The organism is Exiguobacterium sp. PHA03, from assembly GCF_041945985.1.
Taxonomy (GTDB): Bacteria; Bacillota; Bacilli; order Exiguobacteriales; family Exiguobacteriaceae; genus Exiguobacterium_A.
The window spans coordinates 1,709,895-1,729,440 of sequence record NZ_JAUTYQ010000001.1; the positions used below are offsets into that span (position 1 = coordinate 1,709,895).

The window sequence follows — 19,546 nt, forward strand, 5'->3', positions numbered from 1 at the left end:
CCTCAGTTACGAAGCGGCTTGCCTTTGACGAGCATGTGCTGCATCCGTTGTTGTGTCTTCATCTCACCGATCAGGCTCAAGAATGCTTCCCGTTCGATGTCGAGCATATATTGTTCATCGACGAGGCTACCGAAGGCGACGTTTCCGCCGGCGATGACGTGTGCGAGTTTACTTGCGATTTTCAAATCGTGTTCCGAGATATAGCCGCCGTAGAACATTTCACGTGTCGCGAGTTCAAGCGTCGCTTTCCCAGCACGACCGACGACTGGAATCTTCGCTTTCGCTGGTGCCGTGTAGCCGGTCCGGTCCAGTTCAAGGACGAGTTGTTTCGCATCATACGTCAAGTGATCCCGGTTCATCGAGATCTGATCAACGGAGCGGACATATCCGAGTTCGCGTGCTTCAAAGGCTGATTTTGAGACTTTTGCCATCGCGACGTTTTCGAACGTCTTTTGCGCTGCTTTTTCGATATTAACGAGTCCGTCCGGTGTGTTTTCTAACAGTCGACGGTACGTGTTGACGTTTCCGCCACCTCCCGGAATCAGACCGACACCGACTTCGACCAGACCCATGTACGTTTCAAGTCCCGCTTGCAGACGAGCTGCCGGTAGCGAGATCTCCGTACCGCCACCAAGCGTCATCCCTTGTGGTGCAGCGACGATCGGACGCGATGCATAGCGAATCTTTTGAATCGATTGTTGGAATTTGTTGATGATCCAGTCGAGTTCGAACCAGTTCTCATCTTCTGCTTCCATCAGCATCATCGCTAGGTTCGCCCCGACACAGAAGTTCTTGCCATCGTTCGCGATGACGAGACCTCGGTGGTTTTTCTCAACGAGATCGACTGACTGTTCGATCATCTGCATGATGTCGACGCCGATCGCGTTGCTCTTCGATGTAAACTCGAGAACTGCGACATCGTCGCCGATATCAAGCAGGCGTGCCCCGTTGTTCTCTAGTAAAACACCGTTTGACTTCCGAACATCGCGGAGACGGACTTCCTTCGGATTGACCGTCGCTCCGACGTAGTCCTTCGTTGCAACGTCGTAATGACGACCCGATGCATCATAGAAGCTCGTCTTCCCTGCTGCGAGCATCTCATCGACCCATGCCGGTACCGCGTAACCGTCTTGTTTCATCTTCGCGACCGTTTTCTCGACACCAAGTGCATCCCATGTCTCGAACGGTCCCATCTTCCAACCGAAGCCCCATTTCATTGCTTCGTCGATCGCTTTGATGTCGTCTGCGATCTCACCTGTCAATTGTGCCGAATAGAGCAATGTTTTCGCGTGGATCGGCCAGAGTAACGCGCCGACACGATCTTGCGCGAAAACGACGGTTTTCAGTTTATTTTTTGCGCCCGGAAGTGCTTTTGCTTGTCCGATCGACGGTTCGGTAAGCGCTTTCTTTTCAACGTACTCAAATGTCTCAAGATCGAGTTCAAGGATCTGTTTTCCGACTTTCTTATAGAATCCTTGCCCCGTCTTTGCACCGAGCGACCCTTGTTCGACAAGACGACGCATCTCAGCAGGAACTGCGAACGTCTCCTTCTCTTCGCCTTCTGGCAACAAGTCATAGACGTTGTTCGCGACGTGGACGAACGTGTCGATGCCGACGACGTCGAGTGTCCGGAATGTTGCTGACCCTGGGCGACCAAGTAGTGGACCTGTGACCGAATCGACCTCCCCGATCGAATAGCCACCTTTTTTCATCTCATCCATCGTCACGAGGAGACCGTATGTCCCGATTCGGTTGCCGATGAAGTTCGGTGTATCCTTCGCGATGACGACACCTTTCCCGAGTCGTTCTTCTGCGAATTGTTTCATGAAGTCAACGACACGTGGATCCGTGTCTGACGTCGGAATCAACTCGAGCAACTTCAGATAACGTGGTGGGTTAAAGAAGTGTGTCCCGAGAAAACGACGGTTGAACGATTCCGAGCGCCCTTTGCGCATCGCTTCAATCGAGATGCCGGATGTGTTCGAACTGACGATTGCGTCTTCCCGAATGAACGGTTCGATCGTTGCGAACAATTGCTGTTTGACGTCGAGTCGTTCGACGACGACTTCAACGATCCAGTCCGCTTCCTTCAGACGCTCTAAGTCGTCTTCTAAGTTTCCGACCTCGATGAAATCGATCAATTTTTTCGACGCGAGTGGTGCTGGATTTTGTTTCAAGAGTTTTTCGCGGTTATCGCGCGCGATGCGGGAACGGACGCGCGGATCACTCAGCGTCAAGCCCTGCTTCTCTTCTTGTGCCGTAAGTTCTTTTGGTACGATATCAAGCATCAATGTCCGTATGCCAGCATTCGCAAGATGTGCCGCGATGCCTGCACCCATCACCCCTGAACCGATGATGACGGCGAATTGGATGTGTTTCGTCAACTGGATTGTGGTCGGCTGACCGATTTGACTCGCCATGATATACCCCCTGAGTTTAAATTGAATGAACAACCATTCATTATACTGACAAAAAAAGAAGTCAATCGGTTTTCGTTTGCTTCTTCTACATCTTCATCATAAATGAATAATGATTCAGTAGCAATAAAAAATCAGTCAATGGACAAATTTTCCTGTTAGACTGTTAAAAAGGAGTGGATGCAAATGAGTCAAACCGAGAACGTATGGAATCAAAAAGCCGCTGACTGGGCGGAGCGCGCTGATGATATGTGGACGAACGGCAGCCGCAAAACCATTTTACCGTTCTTACGAAAAATGATCACCGGTGGTCGGTTGCTTGATCTCGGTTGTGGTGATGGTGCCGCCTGTCGACTACTGACACCGGACTTTCAGACAGTCGGACTCGATGTCTCAGACGAAATGATTCGAATCGCGCGTCAGAAATCACCCGAGCAGACGTTTATCGTCGGGACGGGCGAAGCGTTACCGTTCGCTGATCATGCATTTGACGTCGTTCTTGCCGTCAACTCACTCGAATGGTCGACACGTCCCGTTCAAGTACTGCAAGAAATCGAACGGGTTGCCCCACTTGTCGTCATCAGTCTACTTGGTCCGACAGCCGCTCCGCGTCAACTTGCTTACCGTCGTCTGTACGGTGAAGAAGTCGCGATGGGAAATACGATGATGCCGTGGGAATTGCTGCAGCTAGCAAAAGAGCGTGGCTGGACGTTGCTCGATGAAGCAGTCATCCAAAAGGAAGGAGCCGTCATGACGGGGCATCGGTTACTTGACCAAGCACATGCTTTCTCCTGTTTATTTGCTTTTCAGACGACGGCTGTAAGGGAGAGATAAATATGTCACACAGTACCTTTTATACGTCTATATTAATAGCTTTATGTATTGTTTTTTTATTTTACATTGATGCTCTCGATGTTCTAGAAAGATGGCAATTCTTCCTACTCTTTATTGGTCTCTTATTCTGTATACAGGCATTGGGGGACCGTTTATTTCGACGTTATCGGGAGAAACGTTTCCAACCACAAACTACTGTCTTCTTAATGATTGGTTTATTTGCTGGGATGGTGTTTCTAGGTAATATCATTTGGCCATGATGCGAAATGAACGATGTAACGCACTATTCACCTCACTGTCTTCTCACCCGCTTTCCTCAGGCGAGACACAAGCCAGTCTTCCTCATCCTTCGGATGACGAATCCGGGTCTTGTTTGTCTCTGACAGCGCGAGGTGAAACATCGCGCTTTTTCCTGTAGGAGTCGGGTGAAGACATGTGAGGAGAATGCACTCATTTGTTATCCAAAGAACTCAAAAGCGATCGATTTCCGTCAATAGAATCGATCGCTTTTTGATATAAGTTCATCTAAGACGAACCGGGCATCTTCGACTCCTACAGGAAAAGGAAGCATGAGCCATGCTTCCGTCAGGGAAGAGGAAGACCCGGCAAATCGCATGAAATGCGAGATGCCGCGGCTTACTTCCCGCCTGAGGAAAGCGAAGATGCTGAGGACGTCCGGTGTACTATGCATTTTTCATACAAAAAGACGATGCAGCGTTGCATCGCCTTCTCTTCTTATCCTTTGACCATTCCTTTGAGAACGAAGGCAACGTTTGCCGGTCGTTCTGCTAAACGGCGCATAAAGTAACCATACCAGTCACGTCCATAAGGGACATAGACACGGACTTTATAGCCTTGTTTGACGAGTTCGAGTTGACGCTCAACCCGGATGCCGAATAACATCTGGAATTCGAACTGGTCTTTTTCAATCCCGTTTTCTTTGGCGTAACGGATGATTTGCTCGATCATCGCATCGTCATGTGTTGCGACGGCAGCATAGTTTCCGAGTGATAATTGTAACTTTACGAGCTTGATGTAGTTGTGATCGACGTCTTCTTTTTCTGGGAACGCCACCGTTGCCGGCTCTTTATATGCCCCTTTGACGATCCGGAGATTCGTCTCGAAGCGACCGACGCGTTTGATATCATCTTCCGACCGGTAGAGGTATGACTGAATGACCGTACCGATGTTATCGAAAGATTGGCGCAATTCTTCAAACAGTTGAATCGTTTTTTCACAACGTGGCTCATCTTCCATGTCGATCGTGACGAAGACACCGAGTTCTTTTGCCCGTGTTAAAATCCGTTCCATGTTCGAACGAATCAAGTCGCCTGAGATATCAAGTCCGAGTGATGTCAGTTTCAACGAGAGTTGCGAGTCTAATTTTTCTTCCGCAATCATCTCAACCGCACGAATACATTCTTGTGTCATCATCTCTGCTTCCGCTACCGTCGAGATGAACTCCCCTAAATGGTCCATCGTGACGCATAATCCTTTTGCGTTCAATTCCTGGATCGCCCGTTTTGATGCTTCCAATGAATCCCCTGCCACGAAGCGACTTGCTCCGAACTTAAGCCCGTATCGCTTGGCGAGACCGTTCAATGTCTTGTTTTGCGATAAGAAGATAAAACCATCCCGTAGTACTTTTTCCATCACTCATGATTCCCCCTAAATAAATGCTAGGCTGTTTTACCGTATCGGTTCACATCTCTGCCTTTATATTATGACATAAAGCGCTTACATACGCTCTTTCTTTTGTTTATTTTTGAGAATCTGTTGTGCGACAAGTCCCACGGCAAAGAATAAGACATACAGACCGATCGCGAGGAAGAACTGCCACGAGAACGGATCACGAAGGCTTGAGCCGATATTGTTGTAAACGAACGCACCGGGAATGATCCCGATATAGTTCGCGATGGCGAACTGTTTAAAGCGGATTTTTGATAATCCGGACGCGTAGCTGATCGCGTCAAACGGAAATAGCGGAATCAACCGGACGATCAAGACGACGAGAAAGCCGTTCGTTGCAATCCGTTCGTCGAGTACGTTCAGCTTCCCTTTCCCGATCAACTTCTCAACTCCACGGCGACCGAGCAACCGGGCGATCCAAAAGCTGAGTAATCCACCCGTACCGGCACCAATGACGTCGAGTAGCGTTCCGAGCCATGGACCGTACGTGTAACCGCCAAAGACGGTCAAAAGACTCGCCGGAAAAAAGACGAGTGGTCGGACGGTATAAGCGAGCACATAGAGCAACATCCCTGTCAGACCTTGATTCCGTACCCAATCCGATAATGCTTGAATGTCGAATTGCTCCAACATTCCCGACATCCGGAAATACAGGAGCAATCCAAGTCCAAACATAAAATACAGCGTGATCGGGAGCCAGTCCCGGAGCCGTAGTTTCTTCATGACATCGTCGCTGGAGCAACGTAATAGAAAATCGACAGGAAGATCAACACACTACCAGCAAGGACGAACAGATGCCAAATCGCGTGGTTATACGGCAAGCGTGCCCAGACGTAAAAGATGACGCCGAGGGAGTACGCAAGTCCACCACCGAGGAGCAGTAAGAATCCTTGTAATCCAAGTGCTTCATAGATCGGCTTGATCGCAAACAGACAACACCAGCCGAGGATCAGATAAGACGCATTCGAGATCCAGACATATTTACCGGTCGAATAAAGCTTCCAGATGATGCCGAGCGTTCCGACACCCCAGACGATTCCGAGCAATGTCCAGCCGAGCGGACCACGGAGTGTGATTAAAGCGAACGGTGTATAACTACCGGCAATCAACAGATAGATGCCAGCATGATCTAAAATTTGTAGAACCTTGTTTGCTTTCGTATGCATCAGCGAATGCATCAAGGTCGAGAACAGATAAAGGAGAATCATCGTTGCCCCGAAGATACTGACAGCAGTGACGTTCCAAGCGCTGCCGGATTTCGTCGCCTGCAGGATCAACATCACGAGCGCGACGATACTGAAAATGACACCCAATCCGTGTGTAATGGCACTGGCGATCTCCTCTTTCAAGGAGTCACCTTTTGCGAGTAGCTCTTCGATCGTTTCTTTCGATTGTTGCTTGATCGTTTGCTTAAGTTCTTTTTTTGTAACCAACCGAACACCTACTTTCTAATGACACAAGACTAACACTTTGATTATACGCTCTGAAGCGACAGCGTGCCTATCGAAAGATTCTGTCGATTTGATGACAACCGTCATCTGTTTGTCTTTTCCCGCTTATACAAAAATCCACACCGCCTTTGCGATGTGGATGTCGTTTACCATTGTTCAATATCCGGGCGATCCTTGAACGTCGATTTTGTACCGTGACGTTCGTTAAGGACGACTTCGACTTCTTTGAATGAGACACCGCGCTCAGCGAGCAAGACCGTTAAGTGATACAACAAGTCTGCTGTCTCTTCTGCTAACGTATCGTTACCAGCGAGAACGACTTCAAATGCCTCTTCGCCGAACTTCTTCGCGATCTTCTCATATCCAGAAGCAATCAAATAGTTCGTATAGGATTCTGCTTCTTTCGCGTCAATCTTCGCTTTGACCGTCTGTTCCAGTTCGTATAACATCGGGCACCTCCACTTCCGTATAGAAACAACTACGATTTCCTGTATGGCATGTCGGACCATTCGCTTTGACCGTGATCAAGAGACTATCTTGATCACAGTCAATCCACATCCGTTTGAGTTCAAGCGTGTTCCCGCTCGTCTCCCCTTTCGTCCAGAGACGATTCTTCGTCCGCGATAAGAAGGTGACAAGACCGGTCGCAAGCGTCTTATCATAAGCGGCTTGGTCCATGAAGCCGACCATCAAGACATCGTTCGTCTGCTCGTCGACGACGACGGCAGCGACGAGTCCTTTTGAAAAATTCAATGTCGTCATCGGACTTCGACTCCCCGTTCTTTGAGGTAGGCTTTCGTTTCCGGCATCGTGTATGTCGCTTCATGGAAGATTGAAGCAGCAAGAGCCGCGTCAGCGCCTGCCTCTAGTCCTTCCGCTAAGTGATCGAGCGTTCCGACCCCACCGGAAGCAATGATCGGCACGTTGACGACTTCACGCAGACGACGGATCAAGGCGAGATCATAGCCGTCTTTTGTTCCGTCAGCGTCCATTGACGTGACGAGTAACTCCCCGGCACCGAGCGCAACAGCTTCCTGTGCCCACTCGATTGCGTCACGTCCGACGGGTTGTGTTCCACCGTGTGAGAAGACACCCCATGAGTCACCGGTCTGTTTCGCATCGATTGCGACGACCGTCGCTTGGACACCGAACAGGCGGCTGACTTCTTGAATCAGTTGTGGATTTTGAAGCGCTGATGAGTTGAGTGAGACTTTGTCAGCACCGGCACGAATCAAGCGTTTCGCGTCTTCGATCGTCTTGATTCCGCCACCGACCGTAAACGGCATGTAGATGACTTCTGCGACGCGTTCGACGATATCAAGCATCGTCTCGCGCCCTTCTTGCGTTGCTGAGATATCGAGCAGGACGAGTTCGTCCGCCCCTTGCTCGTAATAGTATTTCGCGACGGCGACCGGGTCACCAAGATCACGTAAGTTTTGGAATTTGACCCCTTTGACGACACGTCCTTCCTTGACGTCAAGACAGGGAATGATTCGTTTCATCAACATACGCGTAACACCTCTTTTAAGGCGAGTGATCCGTCGAGCAATGCCCGACCAACGACCGCTCCGTCCATCCCGATCTCTTTGAGGCGCGCGACGTCATCAACGGTCGTCACACCACCAGAAGCGATCAATTCGACCCCTTCCCGCTTCAAACGATCGAGTCCATCAACGTCCGGTCCCATCATCATTCCGTCACGCGAAATGTCTGTATACAGGAACGTCTTGATGCCTTTGCCGATCAAGTGCGTCATCGCCTCTTCGAGCGTCCAACCGCTCGCTTCGAGCCAGCCGCGTGTCTGGACGATGCCTTCTTTTGCATCTAACGCAACAGCCAGTTTATCACCAGCGAGGGCAATCATCTGCTCGAGTAACGCTTCATCCTCGAGAGCGACCGTGCCGACCAGAATCCGATCGATTCCGGCACCGACGTATGCTTCGACGGTTTCGATGTTACGGACACCACCACCCGCTTCGACGAACAAACCGGTCTCCTTTTTGATGTCGGCAATCAAGCTCAAGTGCAACGGTTCACCGGCTTTCGCGCCATCAAGATCGATCAAGTGGATCGCTGTCGCCCCATCTTCCTTGAAGCGCTTCGCAATCGTCAACGCATCACCGAAGAATGTCTGTTGGTCAAAATCTCCTTGCTTCAGGCGTACGGCCTGTCCGCTCATTAAATCGATTGCTGGGTAGAGTTGCATGTCGTCTCTCTCCATTCCTTCAGTAGTTTCAGTCCGACTTCGCCACTCTTCTCTGGGTGGAACTGCATCCCGGTGACTTGTCCTTTTTGAACGATCGCTGGAACAAGACGTCCGTATTCAACCGCGTCGACGATCCATTCTGGGTCACAAACAGCGCCGTACGAGTGGACGAAATAGACCGCTTCGCCGTGGTTCGTCAGCTGGTGCCAACCCATGTGCGGCAAGCGGACGTCGCTCGGTAGTTTTTCGATCGTTCCCGGTAAGATCCCGAGACCTTCCGTCAGTCCATCTTCGTCACTCGATTCAAAGAGCAGTTGCATCCCGAGGCAAATCCCAAGAAACGGTTTCTTTTCCGCTTGTTCTTTTAAGAAGTCGACGAGTCCCGTTTCCTTCAAGCGCTCCATTGCCGGTGCATAAGCACCGACACCCGGTAAGACGAGTGCTTCCGCTTGGTCGAGCAACTCCGTGTCACTCGTGACGATGACTGCTTCGCCGAGCTCCTTTAACGCCCGCTCGACATTCGCGATATTCCCGACGCCATAATCGACGATTGCTATCATTGATCAATCAACCCTTTCGTAGACGGTACCCCTTCGCTCGTCACGGCGACTGCCTGACGGACGGCTCGACCGAGTGCTTTGAACAACCCTTCGATCATGTGGTGTGTGTTCGAGCCATATAAGACTTCGGCATGAATCGTCATCCGGGCACTCCGTGATAAGCCTTGGAAGAACTCTTCTGCGAGTTCCGTATCAAAGTCACCGAGCTTCGGATTCTTGAAACTAGCACGGAAGACCGTGAACGGACGACCGCTGAAATCGAGCACGACCGACGCGAGTGTCTCATCCATCGGTACACGCGATTCACCGTAGCGTTCAATCCCGGCTTTATCGCCGAGCGCTTCCGTCAACGCTGCCCCAAGAACGATCGCTGTATCTTCGACCGTGTGGTGGGCATCGATCCACGTATCACCTTTTGCGGTTACCTTCAGACCAATTCGGGCCTGAAAGGCAAATAACGTCAACATATGATCAAAGAACCCGACACCGGTCTTGATTTCAACGGGACCTCCTGCGAGGTCGACCTCAACCTTAATGTCTGATTCTGCACTTACTCGTTCGCTTGCGCCACGCCGCATCGTAATTCCTCCTCTACACACGTTTCTAATACTTGCATCGCTTCTGGTGATCCACAACTGACACGGAATGCCTGGTCAAACAAACGAATCCATAATCCGGCGTCAGCACAACGCTGCGTAAAGCGTTCGGCTTCCGGATACTCGACATAGACGAAGTTCGCTGCACTCGGATACGTCTTGCCGATTGGCGCGAGAATCCGCTCGATCGCTTCGCGACTCGCATACGTTTCTTCTAAGACCCGATCGAGTTCCGGTTCTGCCATGATGGCGATGCCAACAGCTGCTGATAGACCAGAAACATTATATGGTGATTTGATTTGTTCGATTTCTTCGATGATTTGTTCGCTCGCGATGACAAAACCAAGTCGAAGCGATGCGAGTCCGAACGCTTTTGAGAGCGTCCGTAAGATAATCGCTTTCGGATATTCTTCGAGTAAGTGAAGCATTGACTGTTCGAGCGCGAAGTCGATGTACGCCTCATCGATAACGACGTATTTGCCACTATCGAGCAAACGACGGATGTCCGCTTCCTTACGGAGGACACCGGACGGATTGTGCGGGTGACTCAAGAAGATGATCTCACCAGGAGCTGCGATCAATCCGTCGACGTCAAGCGCCATCTCGTCGAGTAACGGTACGCGTTCAAACGGTGCCCGTGCCCGGTCAGCGTAGAACTGGTACATGACGAAGTCCGGTTCCGAGGCGATGACCGGCATCCCGGGTCCGCCGTAGCGGGCACATAAGTAGCCGATCAGCTCATCCGAGCCGTTCCCGGCGACGAGTTGCGTCGGACGGACACCAGCGTATGTTGCGTACGATGCCTTAACTTGATCGATGATCTCGACAGGATATTCATTTAAAGGAAACGTTGCGATCAATTCCTGGATCGCTTCGATCCCGACTGGACTGTGGGTCGTGAATCGTTCGTTTTGGTGTAATCGCATTAGTCTTCCCTCACTTCGATGGCTTGTGCGTGTGCTTCGAGTCCTTCGACCCGGGCAACGGTCTTCGCTGCGTTCGCGAGACGTTGTACGCCTGCGCGTGTGGCTTCGAGCATCGTCTGGTGACGAAGGAACGTCCGCGCTGATAATCCAGACGCAAAACGAGCTGTGCCGGATGTCGGTAAGACGTGATTCGTTCCAGCGACGTAATCGCCGAGCGTTTCCGGTGTCTCGTGACCGAGGAAGATCATCCCGGCGTGACGGATCGACTTGACGACCTCTTGCGGATTGGCAACGGCAAGTTCCAAGTGTTCCGCTGCAAGACGGTTCGCTTCTTCGATTGCTGTTTCGAGTGGAGCAACGAAGACACCACCATTTTCCATCGCACGACGGGCAATCTCTTTACGCGGCAATTGCTGTAAGCGCCGCTCGATTTCTGCATCCACCGCTTGTTTCATCTCTTCCGTTGGCACGAAAGCGATCGCGACAGCGTCACGGTCGTGTTCGGCTTGCGCAAGGAGGTCGGCTGCGATCCGGTCCGGATGCGCTGTTTCGTCCGCGATGACGACAACTTCCGATGGACCGGCAACCGAGTCGATGCCAACAATCCCGTAGACTTGGCGTTTTGCTTCAGCAACGAAGCGGTTTCCGGGTCCGACGATCAAGTCAATGGCTTGGATGCTTTCTGTTCCAAATGTCAGCGCGGCGACCGCTTGTGCTCCACCAATCGTATAGATTTCTGTCACACCAGCGATGCGTGCCGCAACGAGAACCTCATCACTTAAGTTCGTCATCGGTGTCACCATGACGACGCGTTCGACTCCGGCAACTTTCGCTGGAATCGCGTTCATCAAGACCGTCGATGGATAACTGGCTGCACCACCCGGTACGTAGATCCCGACCGAATCAACGGGAACGAACCGTTGGCGTCGTGTCACGTCTGCTTCGACGAGTTCGATGTCAGACGGTAGTTCTTGTTCGTGCCACTCGACGAGTCGTGTCGCCATCAACTTCAACGAGTCAATCAAGTTGGCGTCTGCCTGTTCGAATGCTTGTGTGATCCGTGTTTCACTGAGACGGAAATCTTCGAGATCGACCTGATCGAATTGGTTCGTGTAATCGCGGACAGCAGCGTCACCGTCTGTTGCGACGCGTTCGAGAATCGCGCGGACCGCGAGCTCCGTGTCGCGATCGATACTGAAAGGTTTTGTCGGTGTCATGATCGTGTCACTCCTTCTGTCAATTGCTCGAGCAAGCGGATGACTTCAACCCGCTTCCGTTTTAACGTCCATTCGCTCGTAAAGAACCGAGCACTGATATCGATGATTTTCTCGTATTCATTTAGTCCGTTCGCCCGTAACGTCTCACCTGTCTCGACGATATCGACGATTGCGTCAGCAAGTCCGAGTAACGGTGCTAGTTCAACGGATCCGTTCAACGGTACAATGTCGACGTCGACACCGAGTTCGCTGAAGTAGCGTTTTGCGATGACCGGATATTTCGTCGCAATCCGGACGCGGCGTCCACCTTCAAATTGCAAAGGTTCCTTCGCACAGACGGACATCCGGCAGACGCCGAACGGTAATTCCGCCAGTTCCGATAGTTCTTGATTCGATTCGAGTAAGATGTCGCTCCCCGTGATCGCGACATCGAGAACACCTTGAGCGACGTACGGAATCAAATCCGATCCTTTCATGAAGACGAATTCGTGCTCGCCCCGTTTGACGATCAGTTCGCGTTCAACGGCTCCCCATGTCTCGACGCCAGCTTCTTTCAGATAACGTTCTGTCGCTTTCGACAGCCGTCCTTTCGTAATTCCTATTCGCATTTAGAGCACCTCCGCCAACCGTTCGACCGAGAATCCGATGCCGAACGCCTGTTGTTCTTGTCCGAATTGTTCATAAAGCCGGTCGTAGCGTCCACCGACGAGGACCGGTTCCGTCAAGCCTTCGATGAAACCGTGAATCGTGATCCCGTCATAGTACGTCTGTAAGCCCATTTGTCCGAAGTCGAGATCAGCATTGACGGCTTCCGAAAGATCAAGCACGGCATTGAGTCGTGTTTCGTCAACGTACGGTAAGATCGTCTCTGCTCCTTCGCGTCCGAATAATAAAGGAAGTTTCGCGAGTAAAGCATCATCCAGTTGACCCGCGATCCGCTTCAGTTCGATGACGTTACGTAAACGGAGCATCTGCGTCACTTGGTCGCGTAAGTGGTGATCACCGACACGTGTCTCGATCAAATGCTCGATTAGACCAGCATCACCAATTGAGAGGGTGACTTCTTTTCCTGTCAGTTCCTCGACGAGTCGGACCGCGAGTTGGATTGCTTCGACTTCCGCGATTTGTCCCCGTTCCTCGAATCCGACCTGGAACTTCTCTTCCGGTTGAAAGACGGAGCCACTGTAGAAGACACGTTTATATTGTTCGCGACCGCGTTCGCTGAGTGCACGTGCGACACTAGTCGTAAAATCCATCCGAATCTGTTCCCGTCCACCGATTTCCTCAATTAAGGGGGTGATTAATCGGGTATAGTTAGATTGTTCGAGTCCATCTTCGAGCTGACGGATGACCTGCTGGATCCGCGTTGCCGAGGCACCGACATAGTCCGTCGCTCCATCCTTGAGTCGAATCGTAGAAAATGATTGCATACTCCCACTCCTTTATCTTATTATCACTGTACCACGCTAAATTATTTAACGATAAGATACCGCGTTTGGGGCACATTGTCAATCGCTTTGCTTGCCAATTCTAAAAAATCGGAGGGTTACTCATGCAATTATTGAAATGGGACGGTCACGTCCACAGTCCATATTGTCCACACGGTACGAAGGATCCACTTGAAGCCTACATCGAGCGTGCCTTAGAGCAAGGCCTAGAACGGATCAGCTTCATGGAACATGCCCCTTTACCTGAAGGTGTGACGGATCCTGCGCCAGATAACGATTCCGGAATGTCGTTCGCGACAGCCGATGCCTACCTGAAGGAATTGACGCAACTCCGCGAGACATACAAGAATCAGATTGATATCCGGATCGGGATGGAGTTCGACTACTGGGAAGGGCATGTCGACGGTACGCGTGACATCATCGCTCGCTACGCCGACGTCTTGACCGACGGCATTCTCTCATTGCATTACTTATACATCGATGAGCAATATTACGGCGTCGACTTCAGCAAGGAAAGCTTCGGTGAGATCGTCACGAAACTCGGAAGCGTCACGGCGGTACACGAACGCTATTATGAAGGCATCCAAGCCCTCGTCATGACGGACCTCGGTGCACACCAGCCGAAGCGCCTCGGTCACTTAACGTTACCGACGAAGTTCATCCAAGCCTATCCGCTTGAGTCGAACCCAACGAACCTCGACGACACGTTACGGAAGATCCGTCAGGCGAACTTCACACTCGACGTCAACACAGCAGGACTCCGGAAACCATTATGTGGTCTTTCCTATCCTTACCCGGAACTCCTGCAAGTCACGCAGTCGTTATCGATTCCGCTCGTCTATGGATCAGATGCCCATCTCGCAAAAGATGTCGGTGCTGATTTCGATTTCAAATGGTAAAACAAAAATCCGGATGCCGCAGCGTCCGGATTTTTTTGTTTAGGAATATGGAAAATCAGCAGCTTCGACAGGAGCAATCGATCGTGCTAATTTTTTTAATTGTGCTAGCGACACGTTACCGGACAGGAGGACGATTTGATTATCCTCGACGTAATAGAGGTTCGCTCTCCCTTGTTTCTGCTGGAAATAAGCTGTCTGTCCGTTCGCAAGTGTCGTTTCCTTCCAGTCCTCGCCTTGAACGTCTTGCTTCGGAACAACGGTTAGAAGAATCGTTTGGGACTTCGTGTGGAAGAACCAAACACTATCGTCCCCATTAGGAGTCGAACTACTCATAATCGCCTGGAATGTCGAGAACGGTAAATTCAAGCCGCGAGCAGAACTACTCTTCTTAATGTTTTGAACGTTGTCATATGAGACGCCTCCTAACATCCAGTTCGTCTTTTGCTTGGTATACTCTAGTACAGCAAGACGATCTGCTCCTTTTGGATAATGCAGCGTCACGTAAGCATGATTTCCGACAACGATACTGCTCCAGATATCACCTTCAGTCGGGTGCGCTTTTGTTCCATCTTTAAAGTAAAACGTCACGTGACGACGGAAATCCGCTTCAAACGAATCCTGTTCTGAAAAGTCCATCGCTTTAATGCGTTGCACGATGGCATCGGGATTATTTACATCTTCAGCAGTATTATCCTCGATCCAGTGTGACCTAAGCTGATTCAAAGGCGGAATTTGGTCCGGTTCTGCACAACCGGTCAAGATACTTGCAGCGAGTAAAGCACTGATTACACCAATCCGTTGAAATCGCATGACAATCTCCTTTTCCTCTTTTTTCCTTTCTTTGAGTATCTCACGTTGCGGGACTAAGTCTTTAAGAAAATTATGAAAAGAAGGAAAGGAGAATTTCTGATTAATACGCATTCATACGCGAAAAATCTACAGACAAAAACAGACTAGCCCCCTTCTATTTGAAGAAAAGAACTAATCTGTTTCGCATGTTTTATTCTAAGTTGGCATGTTTCCCGTACATCGTTTGCGAATCGAGCTGTTTGTCTTCCATGATCTGCAGAATCAAGCCATCATAGAACAACAACATCGTCTGTTCGAACAACGAGCCCATCGGTTGCACCGTCTCGTCCGCTGATGCCGTATGTTCTTTTGGAACTCCGGGCAGTCGGACGACCAAGTCGGCTAATCGTGCTAACGTTGACGTCGGACTGATCGTGACAACCGCTACCGTTCCACCGAGTTGCTGTGCTTTCTCGACGATTGGAATCAAAGTTTTCGTCTCACCTGATCCAGAACCGACGATCAACAAGTCACCCTCGCGTAAATTCGCCGTGACCGTCTCGCCGACGACATACGCGTCGAGCCCCATGTGCATCAACCGCATGACGAACGCTTTCCCCATCAAGCCGGAGCGACCGGCTCCTGCGAGAAAGATTCGGTTCGCTTGCAGCACAGCGTCTGCCAGTTCTTTTGTCTCCGTCGCATCGATCGCTTTGACCGTCGAAGTCAGCTCTTCGATAATCGTTTGAATGTGTGTCATTTACGCCTCTTGTAGCATCCGGTGCATCGTTGACGCTGTCTCTTGTTTATCATCTTGTCCCGTGATGCCACCACCGACAATGATCAGATCAGGACGTGCTGCGATGACTTCTGGTAACGTCTCCATCTTGATGCCACCCGCAACAGCTGTTTTTGCGTTTGTCACAACCGATTTGATTGTCGCAAGATCCTCGAACGAGTTTTGACCGACTGCTTGGAGATCGTAACCTGTGTGGACACAGATGTAGTCGACGCCTAATGCATCAAGTTCTTTCGCCCGTGTTGCGATATCTTTCACAGCAATCATGTCGACGAGAATCTGTTTGCCTGATTTTTTCGCTTCTTCGACTGCCCCTTTGATCGACATGTCTTCGGCTGCACCAAGAATCGTTACGATATCAGCGCCGTGTGCGACAGCTTGACTGACTTCGTAGCCGGCAGCGTCCATGATTTTCAAGTCAGCGAGGACTGTTAAGTTCGGGAACGCGGCTTTCATTTCTTTGACGGCGCGGAGTCCTTCGTTGATGACGACCGGTGTCCCGATCTCAACGATATCTAGATTGTCTTCCCCGATTTCTTTGACTAAAGCGATCGCACCTGCTGTATCGACTAAATCAATTGCGAGTTGTAATTTCATTTTGTATCTCTCCCATTCTTCTCTATATTGTCGTGCCTGACACTTCCTTCAGACATTCAAGAAGGAACAGGACTAAATATAATCCGCAGGAGCATTCTTGAGAAGTACGCACTTTTAATTTACATAGTGCGGTTTTTCATACATAGTGCGGAAAAGTATACTGTCGACCGGAAGAAAGACTATACTGGAGCAGGAGGTGGAACGATGCCACATTTTGAAGACCGTCAGTTTAACTGTGAGAAGGAATTGACCCTCTCGATCATCGGAGGAAAATGGAAGATGCTCATTCTTTGGCACTTAGGCAAGGAAGGGACGAAACGCTTCGGGGAACTGAAAAGTCTGATGCCTGGGATCACGCAACGGATGCTCGTCAATCAACTGCGGGAACTCGAAGATCACCACATCATTCACCGGGAAGTTTACCCGGTCGTACCACCGAAGGTCGAATATTCGTTGACGCCACACGGTCATAGCTTAATGCCGATTTTAGATGCGATGTATGATTGGGGTAAGGATTATGCGAAAAACGTCCTAAAGATTGATTTTGAACAACAAAAGGTATCGCCATAAAAAAGATGCTCGCGGTCTCGTCTCTTTTTAGAGATAAGTCCATGGAGCATCTTTTTTTAGGATTCTTCTGTCGTATAGATCTTCGACATCGCCAGTTCATCAACGTATTCGCCATCGATGAAGAGCGACGCAATCCGTGTTCCTTCAATGTTAAAGCCAAACTTATGATAGAGCTCGATTGCCCGCAAGTTATCCTTGCGAACTGTCAACTCGAGTCGGATGAGTCCTGCTTCAATCGCAAAGGCATCCACCGCTTCAAGTAGACCCGCACCAAGCCCACGACCTGTATAAGAATCAAGTAAGCCAATGACGAGGTTTGCCCGGTGACGAATCCGACTCGGTTCACCACCAATGACGAGCACGTACCCGACGAGTTGCCCATCGACGTCCACGACAAAGATATCCGAGTTAGCAGCCTGACCGAACTTCTCGATGAACGCCTCGGCCTGTTCCGTTGACAGGACACGTTCCTCCGGCTCATACAACATATATTTCGTTTCGCGATCAATGCGTCGCATCAAATCCGATATGGCTTTCCCATCCATCAACGTGGCGCGTCGTATCATAGGTGTCAGCTCCTTCCCTTACAATATTACAGCCTATTTTCACTCTACACCAACATTATAAAAAGTAAAAATTAAGATAAATTTTTTAGGATAACTCCATGTTTATTCTTCCATTCAATCAATCCATTGGCACTTCTGCCCGTAACAATATCAGCTGCTAACGACGGACTTGAAAACAATAAGTCTTCGATTACTATGTATTCTCCATCAATTATTTGAATTTTATTAGAGTCAATTAATTCTTTTCTTTTGACTTTCAATCGTTCCGAGAATGAATTGACAACTTCTGACGCAATTTTAGAGTTTTTAAAAACAACGAACCCTTCTGATGTTTGAGCTCCCATACTATCGGCACCTCTTGGGCCTTTTAAGTATAGAACGTTCTCATTCTCAGTATCGATATTCTTTTGAACTTCTGAGAATAATTTATGTCCTAGCATATTTACCAACATTTCAACATTCTCACCAAAAGTATTCATCTCAGCACGATCTGCCTCTGATATAGAAGGCATCGGGGGAATATTACCGTTTACGATTTTATAACGGTTTGCTTTTTTTGCTCTATGATACAGTTTGTTCTCCAAATATTTAATATGTGCTTTATTCAAGTTCTCATCTTTACTAATAAACACAATCACTTCATTCCAAAAATCTTTTTCTCGTAAATGATCTTGAAGACGATTATACACTTCTTCAGCCTCACCAATATAAACTGCTTCTTCATCTTCTTCGTTTCGACCGAACAACATATAAATTCCAGTTGAATTTAAATTAGGTCGATCATTACATTTTTTAACTTCAGTACGTGGAATTCTATAAGCGAGACCAGTCCAATTTGACAACTCACACGTTAATCTGCCATCAGAATTACCATCAATTAAAAATATTTTAATAGTTTGACCAAATTTCATTTCCATAAGCTCCTTAAATTTCTTTATTAATACTAAATATTTTTTATAATTGATTTTCAAAAAATATTTAAAAGATATACAAAAAACTCAATGTCGCTGAGTATATTTAAGAATTTATATGAAATTTCCAACCAAAAGTTTGTATAGATATATTTTCTTTTTTAGCTTCTAGTAATTCTTTTTCATATAATGGAAGAATTCCAGCACAAATAATTATACCTTTAACATTTTTATAATTTAGTTCATCAATACAAAGATTCATATAATGTTTTATCTGTCTCTTAGCTTCTCTACCTATTTTTCCTTTTTTTATTTCGACAACAATCCTACTATCACTAAGCTTATCGTATAACAGAAGATCCAATCTAGATTCATCAGAAAATACATGTTGTTTCTTTTCTATAGTAACCCCATCGCCAAAGATTTTTGGATCAAGAACAATAAATTTTTCTATATCTCGTTCAAGAACTTGAGTTACTTCTTGAGTTGAAATAACAGTTTTTGTTAATCGTCCTGCAATTTCATTAGTTTGTATTTCATTCAATAATAATTCAATATCGCTTTTATTTAATAACTTCCATTTTCTTAGAGCAGAAGAAATTGCTGATAGTTTAGTTTGTTTCGAGTTAAGATTTGCTTTTTTTGATAAATTAGATAATAACTTCTCTGTAATTTCTAGGGGAACATCCAATTTTCTCGAACGTATAGGATTACCAAATACAATTGCTTCATTTATCGAAAGATTAGTAATGGGCTTTTTTAAATGACTATTATTGAACGTATTAGTTATTAATGAATCACTAACAATATTTTTTACTAGGTGTACTTCTTCAACCACATAATAAGCAGTGATGTACCTTTTATCAAAAATCGTTTTATGGAAAAATAAAAAATCACCTTTCTTTAATGATAAAAGTTTTTCTCCATTTTTTATGTCTCCATATGTAAATTCATTTAACACCGGATCTTCATGTCCTCTATTTTTTTCTGGATCTACATACCCTATTAAGTAATTTGGCATTTATCTTTCTCCTTAATTTAATTTATAAAAAGGTTTAAATTCGGGTGATT

Annotated in this window: 21 protein-coding genes and 1 pseudogene; 3 read left to right on the forward strand and 19 right to left on the reverse strand. The window is 48.3% G+C overall.

Translation table 11 applies throughout. From position 1 onward, the window contains the following. Positions 1-2 precede the first annotated feature (2 nt). Positions 3-2,420 carry a 3-hydroxyacyl-CoA dehydrogenase/enoyl-CoA hydratase family protein gene (locus Q7C19_RS08995; protein WP_375091966.1) on the reverse strand — a complete coding sequence of 806 codons (2,418 nt, stop codon included), beginning with the start codon at positions 2,418-2,420 and terminating at the stop codon, positions 3-5. 183 nt (positions 2,421-2,603) lie between these two features. Here Q7C19_RS08995 and Q7C19_RS09000 point away from each other — a divergent pair, with 183 nt between their 5' ends. Further along, positions 2,604-3,251, forward strand: coding sequence for a class I SAM-dependent methyltransferase (locus tag Q7C19_RS09000; RefSeq protein ID WP_375091967.1), 648 nt, complete (start codon positions 2,604-2,606; stop codon positions 3,249-3,251). 735 nt (positions 3,252-3,986) lie between these two features. Here the strand turns inward: Q7C19_RS09000 and Q7C19_RS09005 are convergent. The 12 genes and pseudogenes from Q7C19_RS09005 to Q7C19_RS09060 form a co-directional block, all read right to left on the reverse strand. Next, complete coding sequence (locus Q7C19_RS09005) at positions 3,987-4,904, reverse strand: proline dehydrogenase (protein ID WP_290783288.1); 918 nt, start codon at positions 4,902-4,904, stop codon at positions 3,987-3,989. A gap of 84 nt (positions 4,905-4,988) precedes the next feature. After that, a complete protein-coding gene (locus Q7C19_RS09010) occupies positions 4,989-5,663 on the reverse strand; it encodes a TVP38/TMEM64 family protein (RefSeq protein WP_290779020.1) in 675 nt (224 codons plus the stop codon). Next, positions 5,660-6,319 (reverse strand): PAQR family membrane homeostasis protein TrhA, encoded by a 660-nt coding sequence (gene trhA / locus Q7C19_RS09015; RefSeq protein ID WP_035396436.1) that lies wholly within the window; start codon positions 6,317-6,319, stop codon positions 5,660-5,662. The genes Q7C19_RS09010 and trhA overlap by 4 nt, the downstream gene beginning before the upstream one ends. A 218-nt stretch (positions 6,320-6,537) precedes the next feature. Then, positions 6,538-7,153 (reverse strand): annotated as a pseudogene (hisIE, locus tag Q7C19_RS09020) (bifunctional phosphoribosyl-AMP cyclohydrolase/phosphoribosyl-ATP diphosphatase HisIE). Continuing rightward, positions 7,150-7,899, reverse strand: coding sequence for an imidazole glycerol phosphate synthase subunit HisF (gene hisF, locus Q7C19_RS09025; protein WP_023469183.1), 750 nt, complete (start codon positions 7,897-7,899; stop codon positions 7,150-7,152). Before hisF ends, hisIE begins: the two are co-directional and overlap by 4 nt. Then, positions 7,893-8,597, reverse strand: a complete 705-nt coding sequence (hisA, locus tag Q7C19_RS09030; RefSeq protein ID WP_035396350.1) for a 1-(5-phosphoribosyl)-5-[(5-phosphoribosylamino)methylideneamino]imidazole-4-carboxamide isomerase — start codon at positions 8,595-8,597, stop codon at positions 7,893-7,895. The genes hisF and hisA overlap by 7 nt, the downstream gene beginning before the upstream one ends. Next, positions 8,570-9,157 (reverse strand): imidazole glycerol phosphate synthase subunit HisH, encoded by a 588-nt coding sequence (gene hisH / locus Q7C19_RS09035; protein WP_029342451.1) that lies wholly within the window; start codon positions 9,155-9,157, stop codon positions 8,570-8,572. The genes hisA and hisH overlap by 28 nt, the downstream gene beginning before the upstream one ends. Further along, positions 9,154-9,735 carry an imidazoleglycerol-phosphate dehydratase HisB gene (gene hisB / locus Q7C19_RS09040; RefSeq protein WP_035396348.1) on the reverse strand — a complete coding sequence of 194 codons (582 nt, stop codon included), beginning with the start codon at positions 9,733-9,735 and terminating at the stop codon, positions 9,154-9,156. The genes hisH and hisB overlap by 4 nt, the downstream gene beginning before the upstream one ends. Next, complete coding sequence (locus tag Q7C19_RS09045; RefSeq protein ID WP_375091968.1) at positions 9,708-10,679, reverse strand: pyridoxal phosphate-dependent aminotransferase; 972 nt, start codon at positions 10,677-10,679, stop codon at positions 9,708-9,710. Before Q7C19_RS09045 ends, hisB begins: the two co-directional genes overlap by 28 nt. Next, the gene (hisD, locus tag Q7C19_RS09050) at positions 10,679-11,896 is read right to left on the reverse strand and encodes a histidinol dehydrogenase (protein ID WP_375091969.1); all 1,218 of its coding nucleotides are present in this window, start codon (positions 11,894-11,896) and stop codon (positions 10,679-10,681) included. Before hisD ends, Q7C19_RS09045 begins: the two co-directional genes overlap by 1 nt. Beyond that, positions 11,893-12,504 carry an ATP phosphoribosyltransferase gene (hisG, locus tag Q7C19_RS09055; protein ID WP_375091970.1) on the reverse strand — a complete coding sequence of 204 codons (612 nt, stop codon included), beginning with the start codon at positions 12,502-12,504 and terminating at the stop codon, positions 11,893-11,895. The genes hisD and hisG overlap by 4 nt, the downstream gene beginning before the upstream one ends. Then, a complete protein-coding gene (locus Q7C19_RS09060; RefSeq protein WP_375091971.1) occupies positions 12,505-13,326 on the reverse strand; it encodes an ATP phosphoribosyltransferase regulatory subunit in 822 nt (273 codons plus the stop codon). A 122-nt stretch (positions 13,327-13,448) separates the two neighbouring features. Here Q7C19_RS09060 and hisJ point away from each other — a divergent pair, with 122 nt between their 5' ends. After that, complete coding sequence (gene hisJ / locus Q7C19_RS09065) at positions 13,449-14,243, forward strand: histidinol-phosphatase HisJ (protein WP_255997625.1); 795 nt, start codon at positions 13,449-13,451, stop codon at positions 14,241-14,243. Positions 14,244-14,282: 39 nt separating this feature from the next. On the opposite strand, the gene Q7C19_RS09070 is transcribed toward hisJ, so the two are convergent. The 3 genes from Q7C19_RS09070 to hxlA all read right to left on the reverse strand — a co-directional run bounded on the left by Q7C19_RS09070 (position 14,283) and on the right by hxlA (position 16,428). Further along, on the reverse strand, positions 14,283-15,053 hold the full coding sequence (locus Q7C19_RS09070) for a hypothetical protein (protein WP_375091972.1): 771 nt from the start codon (positions 15,051-15,053) through the stop codon (positions 14,283-14,285). Positions 15,054-15,243: 190 nt separating this feature from the next. Beyond that, positions 15,244-15,792 (reverse strand): 6-phospho-3-hexuloisomerase, encoded by a 549-nt coding sequence (gene hxlB / locus Q7C19_RS09075; RefSeq protein ID WP_375091973.1) that lies wholly within the window; start codon positions 15,790-15,792, stop codon positions 15,244-15,246. Next, on the reverse strand, positions 15,793-16,428 hold the full coding sequence (hxlA, locus tag Q7C19_RS09080) for a 3-hexulose-6-phosphate synthase (RefSeq protein WP_023469194.1): 636 nt from the start codon (positions 16,426-16,428) through the stop codon (positions 15,793-15,795). A 204-nt stretch (positions 16,429-16,632) separates the two neighbouring features. On the opposite strand from hxlA, the gene hxlR reads away from it, so the two are divergent. Continuing rightward, positions 16,633-16,998: a transcriptional activator HxlR gene (hxlR, locus tag Q7C19_RS09085; protein ID WP_195864548.1), complete on the forward strand. Its 366-nt coding sequence runs from the start codon at positions 16,633-16,635 to the stop codon at positions 16,996-16,998. 56 nt (positions 16,999-17,054) lie between these two features. Here the strand turns inward: hxlR and Q7C19_RS09090 are convergent, their stop codons facing one another. The 3 genes from Q7C19_RS09090 to Q7C19_RS09100 form a co-directional block, all read right to left on the reverse strand. After that, positions 17,055-17,564, reverse strand: a complete 510-nt coding sequence (locus Q7C19_RS09090) for a GNAT family N-acetyltransferase (protein ID WP_375091974.1) — start codon at positions 17,562-17,564, stop codon at positions 17,055-17,057. A gap of 71 nt (positions 17,565-17,635) precedes the next feature. Next, on the reverse strand, positions 17,636-18,475 hold the full coding sequence (locus Q7C19_RS09095; RefSeq protein ID WP_375091975.1) for a GIY-YIG nuclease family protein: 840 nt from the start codon (positions 18,473-18,475) through the stop codon (positions 17,636-17,638). 106 nt (positions 18,476-18,581) lie between these two features. Then, complete coding sequence (locus Q7C19_RS09100; RefSeq protein WP_375091976.1) at positions 18,582-19,496, reverse strand: endonuclease NucS domain-containing protein; 915 nt, start codon at positions 19,494-19,496, stop codon at positions 18,582-18,584. Positions 19,497-19,546 lie beyond the last annotated feature (50 nt).

What these genes read in the sequence shown, in the direction of transcription:
- Q7C19_RS08995 (WP_375091966.1), bottom strand. Translation starts at nt 2,420, where the DNA reads ATGGCGAGTCAAATCGGTCAGCCGACCACAATCCAGTTGACGAAACAC.
- Q7C19_RS09000 (WP_375091967.1), top strand. Translation starts at nt 2,604, where the DNA reads ATGAGTCAAACCGAGAACGTATGGAATCAAAAAGCCGCTGACTGGGCG.
- Q7C19_RS09005 (WP_290783288.1), bottom strand. Translation starts at nt 4,904, where the DNA reads ATGGAAAAAGTACTACGGGATGGTTTTATCTTCTTATCGCAAAACAAG.
- Q7C19_RS09010 (WP_290779020.1), bottom strand. Translation starts at nt 5,663, where the DNA reads ATGAAGAAACTACGGCTCCGGGACTGGCTCCCGATCACGCTGTATTTT.
- hisF (WP_023469183.1), bottom strand. Translation starts at nt 7,899, where the DNA reads ATGTTGATGAAACGAATCATTCCCTGTCTTGACGTCAAGGAAGGACGT.
- hisA (WP_035396350.1), bottom strand. Translation starts at nt 8,597, where the DNA reads ATGCAACTCTACCCAGCAATCGATTTAATGAGCGGACAGGCCGTACGC.
- hisH (WP_029342451.1), bottom strand. Translation starts at nt 9,157, where the DNA reads ATGATAGCAATCGTCGATTATGGCGTCGGGAATATCGCGAATGTCGAG.
- hisB (WP_035396348.1), bottom strand. Translation starts at nt 9,735, where the DNA reads ATGCGGCGTGGCGCAAGCGAACGAGTAAGTGCAGAATCAGACATTAAG.
- Q7C19_RS09045 (WP_375091968.1), bottom strand. Translation starts at nt 10,679, where the DNA reads ATGCGATTACACCAAAACGAACGATTCACGACCCACAGTCCAGTCGGG.
- hisD (WP_375091969.1), bottom strand. Translation starts at nt 11,896, where the DNA reads ATGACACCGACAAAACCTTTCAGTATCGATCGCGACACGGAGCTCGCG.
- hisG (WP_375091970.1), bottom strand. Translation starts at nt 12,504, where the DNA reads ATGCGAATAGGAATTACGAAAGGACGGCTGTCGAAAGCGACAGAACGT.
- Q7C19_RS09060 (WP_375091971.1), bottom strand. Translation starts at nt 13,326, where the DNA reads ATGCAATCATTTTCTACGATTCGACTCAAGGATGGAGCGACGGACTAT.
- hisJ (WP_255997625.1), top strand. Translation starts at nt 13,449, where the DNA reads ATGCAATTATTGAAATGGGACGGTCACGTCCACAGTCCATATTGTCCA.
- Q7C19_RS09070 (WP_375091972.1), bottom strand. Translation starts at nt 15,053, where the DNA reads ATGCGATTTCAACGGATTGGTGTAATCAGTGCTTTACTCGCTGCAAGT.
- hxlB (WP_375091973.1), bottom strand. Translation starts at nt 15,792, where the DNA reads ATGACACACATTCAAACGATTATCGAAGAGCTGACTTCGACGGTCAAA.
- hxlA (WP_023469194.1), bottom strand. Translation starts at nt 16,428, where the DNA reads ATGAAATTACAACTCGCAATTGATTTAGTCGATACAGCAGGTGCGATC.
- hxlR (WP_195864548.1), top strand. Translation starts at nt 16,633, where the DNA reads ATGCCACATTTTGAAGACCGTCAGTTTAACTGTGAGAAGGAATTGACC.
- Q7C19_RS09090 (WP_375091974.1), bottom strand. Translation starts at nt 17,564, where the DNA reads ATGATACGACGCGCCACGTTGATGGATGGGAAAGCCATATCGGATTTG.
- Q7C19_RS09095 (WP_375091975.1), bottom strand. Translation starts at nt 18,475, where the DNA reads ATGAAATTTGGTCAAACTATTAAAATATTTTTAATTGATGGTAATTCT.
- Q7C19_RS09100 (WP_375091976.1), bottom strand. Translation starts at nt 19,496, where the DNA reads ATGCCAAATTACTTAATAGGGTATGTAGATCCAGAAAAAAATAGAGGA.